The sequence below is a fragment of the Coleofasciculus sp. E1-EBD-02 genome (assembly GCF_040218245.1).
GTDB lineage: Bacteria > Cyanobacteriota > Cyanobacteriia > Cyanobacteriales > Coleofasciculaceae > Coleofasciculus.
The window spans coordinates 25,502-35,390 of the sequence record NZ_JAVJQN010000170.1 but is presented as its reverse complement, the minus strand read 5'-3'; the positions used below and the strand labels follow the sequence as shown (position 1 = coordinate 35,390).

At 47.2% G+C, this 9,889-nt stretch carries 8 protein-coding genes; 5 read left to right on the top strand and 3 right to left on the bottom strand.

Translation table 11 applies throughout. The features are described from left to right. Both RIC07_RS27240 and RIC07_RS27235 read left to right on the top strand, forming a co-directional pair. Positions 1-1,125, top strand: a 1,125-nt coding sequence (locus RIC07_RS27240) for an eCIS core domain-containing protein (protein ID WP_446397257.1), incomplete at its 5' end; no start/stop codon positions are given. Between the two features lie 50 nt (positions 1,126-1,175). Continuing rightward, a complete protein-coding gene (locus tag RIC07_RS27235; RefSeq protein WP_446397256.1) occupies positions 1,176-1,691 on the top strand; it encodes a hypothetical protein in 516 nt (171 codons plus the stop codon). 153 nt (positions 1,692-1,844) lie between these two features. Here RIC07_RS27235 and RIC07_RS27230 read toward each other — a convergent pair whose 3' ends face one another. Both RIC07_RS27230 and RIC07_RS27225 read right to left on the bottom strand, forming a co-directional pair. Next, positions 1,845-2,453, bottom strand: a complete 609-nt coding sequence (locus RIC07_RS27230) for a hypothetical protein (RefSeq protein ID WP_446397255.1) — start codon at positions 2,451-2,453, stop codon at positions 1,845-1,847. 152 nt (positions 2,454-2,605) lie between these two features. Beyond that, positions 2,606-3,214, bottom strand: coding sequence for a thylakoid membrane photosystem I accumulation factor (locus RIC07_RS27225; RefSeq protein WP_446397254.1), 609 nt, complete (start codon positions 3,212-3,214; stop codon positions 2,606-2,608). Between the two features lie 245 nt (positions 3,215-3,459). Between RIC07_RS27225 and RIC07_RS27220 the strand changes: the two genes are divergently transcribed. Continuing rightward, positions 3,460-5,238, top strand: a complete 1,779-nt coding sequence (locus RIC07_RS27220) for a CAP domain-containing protein (RefSeq protein ID WP_446397253.1) — start codon at positions 3,460-3,462, stop codon at positions 5,236-5,238. Here the strand turns inward: RIC07_RS27220 and RIC07_RS27215 are convergent. Further along, entirely contained in the window at positions 5,198-6,523 is a 1,326-nt protein-coding gene (locus tag RIC07_RS27215) for an RNA-guided endonuclease InsQ/TnpB family protein (RefSeq protein ID WP_446397252.1), read from the bottom strand. The genes RIC07_RS27220 and RIC07_RS27215 overlap by 41 nt on opposite strands. Before the next feature lie 361 nt (positions 6,524-6,884). On the opposite strand from RIC07_RS27215, the gene RIC07_RS27210 reads away from it, so the two are divergent. Both RIC07_RS27210 and RIC07_RS27205 read left to right on the top strand, forming a co-directional pair. After that, positions 6,885-8,252: a HEAT repeat domain-containing protein gene (locus tag RIC07_RS27210; RefSeq protein ID WP_446379277.1), complete on the top strand. Its 1,368-nt coding sequence runs from the start codon at positions 6,885-6,887 to the stop codon at positions 8,250-8,252. Between the two features lie 277 nt (positions 8,253-8,529). Then, on the top strand, positions 8,530-9,873 hold the full coding sequence (locus RIC07_RS27205; protein ID WP_446397251.1) for a MurT ligase domain-containing protein: 1,344 nt from the start codon (positions 8,530-8,532) through the stop codon (positions 9,871-9,873). The last annotated feature ends 16 nt before the right edge of the window (positions 9,874-9,889 follow it).

Here is a 9,889-nt window from a genome sequence, read left to right as displayed (position 1 = left end):
CAGGTGATATCAATGTCAGCGCCTCCTGATAGTTCAGCGTCCGTTCAGCGTCAGTTGGACACCAATCACCCCCATCACCCCCATCAGATCTGGAAACGAGCGCAATCAATTACGCCTGTGGTGCAAAGGCAAATTGATCCGCGTGTGCAGATGCGCCAGATGATACAACGGGCAGCTCAAATAGAGGGGAATCAAGCCTCTGGGGATTTAGAGAGCCGTTTGAATGCGTCTAAGGGTGGAGGTTCTCCGTTATCGGAGAACGTGAGAGGGTTTATGGAACCGCGCTTTGGGGCTGATTTTAGCAGCGTGCGGGTGCATACGGGTAGTGAAGCGGTGCAGATGAATCAGGAGTTAGGCGCTCAGGCGTTTACGCATGGCAATCATATCTACTTTGGGGCTGGAAAATCCCCAGGCGTTGATCATCTGACAGCCCATGAATTGACCCATGTGGTGCAACAATCTGGAATATCAGATAGCCTTGCACAAAAAGATGTGATTCAACGCACAACTATTGGCGATGTTTTAGATGAATTCTTCGCGCCATGGTCTAGGGAAAGACTATGGGTTATGAGAGAAAGCGATAACTACACCAGAATTGTGCGACGATGGCAACCTGTGATTAATGCCGTCAATCAAGCCAAAGCAAATCTTGAAGCTAATTGCAGAAATTGGCAAGCGAATCATCTGACGGATGCATCCTGGACACCTGGAATGACAGATCCGCCGGTTACTGATCCTAATGCTCACCGTATTTGGGTTAATAGTCCGCCTGGAACTGACCCTGAAACTTGTAAAAACGCATTTATCATATACGTTACTTCAAAACTTAACCCGATACCGATGAGTCCAGAGATTCAAACATTTGAACTGTACACCTGCTCAATTGGCTCATTTGGTATATATGCAACCGTCGATTCTATTGATTGCGATGCACAAACAGCCACAATGAATATCTGGATGTATAACGCAATGGATCAGGAATCTTTTGGTCGATTTGCAAATCACCCAGCTTTTGCTTTAAGTGGAATGGAAAGGCAGTATATGTGGTGGAATTGGTCTGAGCCTCATAGCTGGGGATCTTCTGCTAATCCAGGTGGAAATTCTGGGGGTTCCAATAGATGGTAATAATTCACTCCCCAGTAGTGTTGCGATCTAAGATGAGCATGATGAAAATAATGAAGCACCTCCTTTTGGGTTTAATGCTTGCCTTCCAGGTCGGTTGCGAGTCTGAAAGCAGTGGACAGGCTAGTGGAGTAACGGCTGCCAGTGAAGATCCTGATATCATACTGGAGTCTGTACAGGTTGGCACGGGCTTAGCACAGTTCTACGTTGACTTGGGTTCAGACAGCGCCGTCCTCGGTTTCTCAGTTGAGAATGATGCAGGTCAACAGCGTTACTTCCCGATGTATGGCTCCACCTATCGTGGGATTCCATCTGTCACATTAGAAGTATTTGCGTCCGCCTCCCAGGAGGAAATGTGGGTCTATTCCTCTTGGCAAGGATATGAACTCCTTGCCTATCATCGTATGGGTACGGATCAATCCATGACTCAATATGGAGAAATTACTTCTTTTGACCAACCAACACCTGAAAGTTTCGGTGGAGGAACGGGGCGCTTCCCTGAGATGAATACTGAGGAAGTGTATAAGGTAGCTAATATCAAGTACGATAGAAACAATGCAGCAAGATGAATTAGCTTGTGGTAAATCCCCCATTCCGGCTCTCCCGTACTTAGAGTGATAATAAAGTCGGCTATCGGTCTAAGGCGGGACATTTTGGTTAGGAAAGGGAAATCTTAACAGGGAACAGGGAATAAATTTGTCCCGGCTTGGGTTGGTAGCCAATTAACAAATGGGACGCTGACCCAGGGGAACAGCATGAACATATTCGCTACCTGAGGCGGGCCACCCCCGGCGGTAAGAGGCTTCTTCTGGCTTTCCCCAGCCAAGCTGAAGGATGATTTCCAGAATCTGGGAATTCCCATAATGTAAAAGGTTAACCCATTCCGTTCGCGATGCGATCGCGTCCACATCTTCAGGCTGTATTTGGCGATAGTCTTTGCCCAAACGGATACTCAGGTACAAGTCCATACCCGGAGTAACCTGTCGCCAAAACTCCAAGATTGAAGGTTTAGCCGCTTTGATAATCTCTACGTCACTGCTTAACGCCACTAACTGATCATGCACCGTCGGATAACGCAATGTGATTCCGTTGAGGGTTAACTGTCGCCACACGATACCCGAAACCTGATGTTGTCGCTGATAGTGGTGAACCGCCGCTTTAAAATCTCGATAGGCACTAAATTTTTGAATGCCCTCAGATTTGAGAAATCGATCAATCACCGGATTTCCCGATGCGGAAGCGGCTAGATTCAGACGCTGACCATTCATACAGGCACGGCGTTCCTCTGCCAAAATTTGGATCAGTTCCTCGGTGCTGTAGACCCGTGACATCAGATGTGTGATCGTTGTAGATTGGGGCAGCAGGAGTGTGGAGGGGCAGGAGTGCCAGGGTGCGGAGGGGGAGGGGAAAATTGAGATATGCACTCTGCCACAACTTTATACTTGCATATTTTGGATACTTTTCCCCAAACTCCCTGGTATTGTCAATCTTGGCTTAATTCCGTATTAATCTCGTTAATCGGTCGCCGTTTTAAGTCTTGTGATTCAGAACGGGGAAGTAAGTCAAAAACCTCCCGAAAGACATCATCAACTTTTTCGTAGCTGACTTGTCCTGTTTCATTCAATCGAACCTCACCCTCTTGGTCAATGAGAACGGTTTGGGGGACTAATCCTTCATAATAGTAGCCCGGTTTCATTGGGTCATCACTCGGTTTGTCGTACAGAGTATCCGCGCTAATGGGGATAAAACTCGCCGCCCGTCCATAAGGCGCTTGTAGCTGGGACACCACGGTGGAAAACTTCTTACAATCTGTGCTGTCATCGATATAGAACACCAGCAAGGCTGGTTTATGTGCTTTTATGGAGTCTGCCAGAGTGACACGCGGCGGGACTAGGGAACCATTCCCCGCATAGAGGGCAAAGATATTGCCGTCAAAGTGGTCATCATTGAGTTCGGCTAGGGCTGATGGTGTTGATAGCAGCAAACAGCCGAGGACAGCAATCAGAGTGACCAAACATTGGGCAATAAGACGTTTGTAAGAATAGCGATTGGTTGGATGTTGACTAAGAACAGGCAATGAGTCAAAGGTCATATTACAGTTACAAAGTTAGTTTAGATGGAATTCCCTGTTTCTGATTATCCCTGATTGGCTGAGGAGTTCAAGCGATCGCACAAACTGAATCGCCCTCATACCATACCAGCGCAATAAAGTCAATACTAACTAGGAAACAGGAAACAAGTAAAGTTACGCACACATAACGAAAACCTAGCGAAAACGCGATCGCAATCATCGGTTGTTGAGACTGGAGTTAACAACCACACTTCAGGGTACTACCGATGCAACCTCAACAATCCAATCCCTCTCAACCTACCGTCCAAGAACAGGAAATGCTGGAGTTGATCAACCGGATGAGGCTCAACCCAGTCGGCGAACTTGATTTATTAATCAATTCAGCTGATGCTGATGTTAACTTCGCGTTGGACTACTTTAATGTTGATCTGGATGTATTGCAAACTCAGTGGGCTAATCTCACACCCGTTCAACCCCTAGCCTGGTCAGATCAACTCCAAGAGGCGGCGCAAAACCATAATCAGTTGATGATCCAAGAAGATACCCAGTCCCATCAGTTACCTGGGGAATTAAATTTGAGTCAGCGGATTGGCAAGACTGGCTATAACTGGTCTACTGTGGGTGAGAATGTCTATACGTATGCTGACTCCGTTTTTCACGGACATGCAGGTTTTGCCATTGATTGGGGTTTCACTTCAACCGGGATACAAGCGTCCCATGGTCACCGCAATAATATTATGAACTCGAATTTTCGGGAAGTGGGTCTTTCGATTATTCCCGAAAATGACCCAGCTACCCAGGTTGGATCACTGGTCATCACCCAAAACTTTGGCAATCGCTTCAATTTTGGCAATTCCTGGTTAATGGGAGTTGTTTTTGACGACCAGATTATAGATGATCAATTTTATAGCGCCGATGAAGGACTGGGCGGAATTAATGTCACAGCCGTTAACACCACAACTAACGCAAGTTTCACAACGACGACTTGGAACGCAGGTGGTTATCAAATGCAGTTGCCCACTGGAACCTACCAAGTGACCTTTGCTGGCGACTGGGATGATGATGGACAGACAGATACTGAAACTCGTCAGGTGACGATTGGGTCAGAAAATGTCAAACTTGACCTGGATACAGATGAATTAATTCCGACACCTGAACCAACGACAGAAATAGACTCAACCCCTAATACTCAAACTCCGAGTGACTCAACCACAGAAACAGACTCAACCCCTAATACTCAAACTCCGAGTGACTCAACCACAGAAACAGACTCAACCCCTGATACTCAAACTCCGAGTGACTCAAACACAGAAACAGACTCAACCCCTGATACTCAAACTCCGACATCAGAATTGACATCTGAACCCGAATCTGAGTCAACCACTACCGATAATCAGTCTCCGATTAAATGTAGTGCATCAGATGACCATCTACAAGGTAGTGCGGATAAAGATATCATCGCCGGCTGTTTAGGCAATGATATGATTTACGGCAAAGAGGGTAATGATATCCTGCGCGGTGACTTTAACCACCGTTCCTCTGGTGGTATGGTTGGCGGTGATGACATCATTTATGGTGGTAAAGGGAATGATCGGATTGGCGGTAAGGGTGGAAATGATTCCCTCTATGGCGGCGATGATCATGACCGAATTTGGGGTGATGATGGCGATGACCTACTTTGGGGCGGTTTAGGGGATGACACTCTCACGGGAGACGATTTCTCTGGGGGACAGGGTAGCGATACGTTTGTGCTTGCCCTTGGCGAAGGAACTGATACAATAATAGATTTTCATCTGGGTGAAGATTTTTTGGGGTTAGCCAATGGACTGACCTTTGAAGAGCTGACCATCACTCAGGGAAGCGGTGGGAATAAGGGTCATGCTCTGATCAGTTCTGGTGATGAAACATTAGCTCGTCTCAAAGGCGTAGACGCGAATGACCTAATCGCGATTACCTCTGGCAGTGCCGCGATCGCAAATCCAGTTTTTGATGAACTACCCAGACCTACTTCGTTGAGGTCTGGGTTTCTACAACCAGACCAATAGGTTTGTGTTTCTGACGCTTCGCTTGTCCTAGTTGCTTCATGCTTCCCGTTTGCTTGTGCTGACGAGTTTCTGAAGTAGAGCTAGAGACATCAGCGTCTACGAGGCTCGTTCCAAGCCCCGGTAGAATTCCTAATGCCCACAAAAGCATAACTAAAGCCGCCGCTAAATCTCTATCCATCGTAAATCCACATTTATGACAATGGTGAACTCTTTCGTCTAAGGTCTTTTTCTGCTGATTTCCACAGTTAGGACAGGTTTGGGATGGTTTCACTTGGCGAGTAGGAACCTCAATAAAAACCCCGCCAGCGTCTTTTACTTTGTATTCAATCGCTGACCTTAACATCCCCATACCCACATCCAAAATGGATTTGTTTAGTCCGGCTTTTTGTTTTTTGCGCTTGCCTTTTTTGGCTTGGCGGGTCATTTTAGAGACTTCTAGCTTTTCCGTAGCAACGAAGCTATTACAGCGCACAATGTCTGTTGCTACTTGGTGTACCCAGTTTTGGCGCTGATTAGCTACTTTGCGAGTTACTTTGCTAATTTTTGCCTGGTTTTTTTTCCACCGCCTAGAGCCTTTCTGTTTTTTCTTTCTATTGGGCGCTGTTTGACGACGCTTCCCTTTAGAAAGATGCTTGATTTTTGCCTCAGCTTTTCGCAAAAACTTAGGGGCTTCAACAAAAGAATGGTTTTTCCCATCAGTAATTGCTAATGCTGACTTGCAACCCAAGTCAATGCCGACTGAGCCAAAATCTGTTTGCCTTGTCGCTGCCTGCAATTCGGTTAGGTTAACGGTTATGCTGGCATACCATTTCCCATTACGGTAAACAAGGGTACAAGTTGTTGGAGTTCCCCAACTTCTGGCTTTACCGCGCATCTGGATAGAACCAATTTTGGCTAAATCTAGATAACCGTTATCACCCGTTGTGTGTACCTTCCAACCTGTTTTACTGGGATACGTCCAGCCAGAGTAATGCCTGATTGACTTATACTTAGGTCGCTTGGCTAACCCTTTAAACCACCGATTAAATGCGTAATCAACACGCTTTAACGTAGCCTGCAAGGTCATACAATTACACTCTTTGTACTCTACCCAAACTTCCTTGAAGGCAGGTAAAGAGTTTTGTTGCTCGAAGTAGTCAACCCGATGGTTAAACTTTTGGTACTGAGTGAACCGATTACAAACAGCAGCGTTGTACAAATCCTGGTGCAACTTACGGTGATACCGCAATATCTGCTCTTGCTTTCTATTGGGGTATAGCCGAAAAGTTACACGTCTTGTTCGCATTGCTGTTTCCTCCTGTTAAGATTAATCTAGCACATTCAGGTGGGGTTAAGTTAAGGCTTATATCAAATCCCAGGAAACACCTCAAGATTAACCCTGAGCGAAGTCGAAGGGTTGATTGCCTCCGTTCCTCCGGCAATCCGCTATCCCTCCCTACCCTACTTCGTTGAGGGTAGGGACTCCCGCGATACGTTGACGTATAGCTGAGTTCCGCTATGGCGTCTTTCGATTACTTCTTTCACAGTCGGATTTTTTATCCGTGATAACTGACAACGGACTAAGTAGGTCGGTGGAAAAAAACCGAACGATGTTAAGTTCTGTAAATGTTCATCAACCCCTTACAAATGACGTTTGACTTAATTTAATGACTAACCCTGATAATGCTTCAGTCGTGCATAAAATTCGCTCCTTAGCCCGAATGCGCTCAGAACAATCGATTCCAGTTTTCCTGCAAGGACTCAACCAGGACGATAATAGCGTACAGGCTTGGGCGGCGTGGGGACTGGCACAAATTGGTAGTGATGTGGTGGTGACTCATTTACTTGCAGCCTTGGGAGATGCATCGCCGCAGGTGCGAAAGTGGGCAACGTGGGCATTAGGGGAAATCGGTAGTGAACGGGCAGTTACGGGACTCTTGGACGCCCTAAACTATGAGGATGCTCAAGTCCGTTGGCGGGCGGCGACGGCGTTGGGACGTATCGCCAATCCTGTGGCAATTGACCCACTCCTACAGGTTTTGCGAGAAGATGAGGATCACTATGTTCGCGGTAGAGCGACATGGGCATTAGGACAACTCAGAAGTGATGCCGCACTCGAAGACTTAAAACGGGCGCTCTATGACCCAGACTTTTATATTCACACCAAAGCCGTCTATGCCTTAGGTAATCTGGCGAGCGAAGACGCGGTTTCTATTCTCTTGGAAGGGCTTTACCATCCTGTCTTAGAAGTTCGGGCGGCGTCTGTGGCCGTATTAGGTGAAATTGGCACTGAAACTGCCATTGCGGGAATTTTACAGTCACTTAGCGATGGAGATGTCTTTGTCCGCACACGAGTGGTAGAAGCCTTGGGAAATATTGGCACACCAACCGTGATAGCGGGTATTCGACAAGCACTTAATGATGAAGATGCTTATGTTCGAGATAGAGCAGCGGCAGTGATTGAAAAACTCAAGGGGGCGATGAATCGCGACGTGCAGGATACCCCAGCAATGGCGGCGAGTTCTATTCAAATTCCGGGTTTACCTAAACTCTGGATTGGTTCATTTAGTGAAGCCAGTGAATATCTCTGGTCGAAAACGCCAGGGTCATCTATTCACTATCTGATTTCTATTGGTTCTCCAGGGGTTGCTCCGCCTCCGGGTTATACTCGCATTCCTCACCATTTGCGATTAGAGTTTGATGATATTGATATGCCCCATGATGATCCCGAATATGTCTTGCCGACAGCAGAGCATATCCTGCAAATTATCGAATTTACCAATTTGATTTCGTCGAACCAGGGGGATTTACTCATCCATTGTCAATCTGGAGTGAGTCGTTCGGCGGCGGTGGCGTTGATTGTTTGTGCTGAGTTATTGGGCGTGGGTAGAGAGGACGATGCCCTTGCCAATGTTTTAGCCGTTAGACCCCAAGCCTTGCCCAATCTGTGGATTGTCCAGTTAGCCGATGATATTTTAAATTGCGGGGGTCGATTGGTTCAAGTGGTGCAACAGCATCATGACGCGGTGAAATAGTTTTGACTCTTCCCTACCATTGAGGACATGGCGTCTGTGTAGGGGCGGGTTTCACGATTATCGTTGCTTCCCTACCAGATGCGACTAAACCCGCCCTGACCAAGGTTGGAGTGAAAGGTTTATAGTGTGCGATGCAGACGTTTATGGCGCTAAAGCGCAACTACAAACTTACGCAAATAGGTAGAATATTATGCTGACGAGCTATAGATGGCTGAGTAAATAACCTAGTATAAGCTCAGGGAACCGAGAAGCTGCCCCGTCTGGGAGGAGTGTGGATGTGAGTCAATCAGTGCTAGATCAAGTGCGTCTGAGTTTATCGGTAGGCGCGGCTAAAAGCGTTACCTCGTTGGTGCGAGGATTCCGTTTAGGGGCAGCGAGTGTATTGCCAGGGTCAATTGCCCGCAGAATTCAACCCCATGCTTTGCCGTTGCTTTTGGCACAGGTACGGCGTGGGGTGATTCTGATTGTGGGGACGAATGGGAAAACTACGACGGCTCTATTGTTGCGGACTCTGTTGGAGCGTCAGGGGTGGCGAGTGGCGCATAATGTCACGGGTGCGAATTTGATCAATGGGTTGGTGACGGCGTTGATGGAGCATACCAATGTGGTGGGTGTGTTGGATGCCGATTACGCCATTTTAGAAGTGGATGAAAATATATTACCCTTGCTCTTGCAGGATTGTCAGCCCCAGGTGATTTTGGGTTTAAATCTGTTTCGGGATCAACTTGATCGCTATGGGGAAGTGGATACAATTAGTCAGCGCTGGCTGAAGGCGATCGCACCGCTTCCTGCCCAAACACGGGTGATTTTGAATGCCGATGATCCGACGCTGTGTCATTTGGGTCAACAGTTATCGCAAACTGTGCGATTTTTCGGTTTAAATGAACCCGATCGCTATTTGGAAGAAATTCCCCATGCCGTAGACTCGATTTACTGTCCCAGTTGCGGCTATCCCCTGGATTACAAGGGGGTTTACTTGTCTCATTTAGGCGACTATCACTGCGCGAGTTGTGGCTTTAGTAAGAGTTCTTTAGCGGTAAATAGTCAGGAGTGGCCCCAAATCTTAATTGGCATTTATAACAAATATAATACCCTGGCTGCTGGATTAGTGGCAGAGGAATTGGGGATTGAACGGGCGGATATTTACGACACGGTTAAAACCTTCAAGGCTGCATTTGGACGCGCTGAGGAATTGGTGGTTCAGGGGAAGAAGGTGCGAATTCTGTTATCAAAAAATCCGGTCGGGATGAATGAAACGATTCGGGCGGTGCATGATATCCAAAAACAGGGGGGAGCCTCGACCAAGTTAGTCGTGTTGAATGACCGCACCCCTGATGGCACTGATGTGTCTTGGATTTGGGACGTGGATACCGAGAAGCTGGTGGCGTTAGGCGGGACGATTGTGGTGAGTGGCGATCGCGTTTATGATATGGCATTGCGCCTGAAGTATTCTCAATCTGAGGCGGAACATCCTTGTGAGTTAATTATTAAAGAGGATTTACAGGAGGCGATTAAGACGGCATTGGCACATACCCCAGAGGATGAAACCTTGCATATTTTACCCACCTATTCCGCTATGTTAGAAGTGCGGGGATTGTTGACGGGGCGGCAGATTTTGTGAGTTTTCATTGGTGATT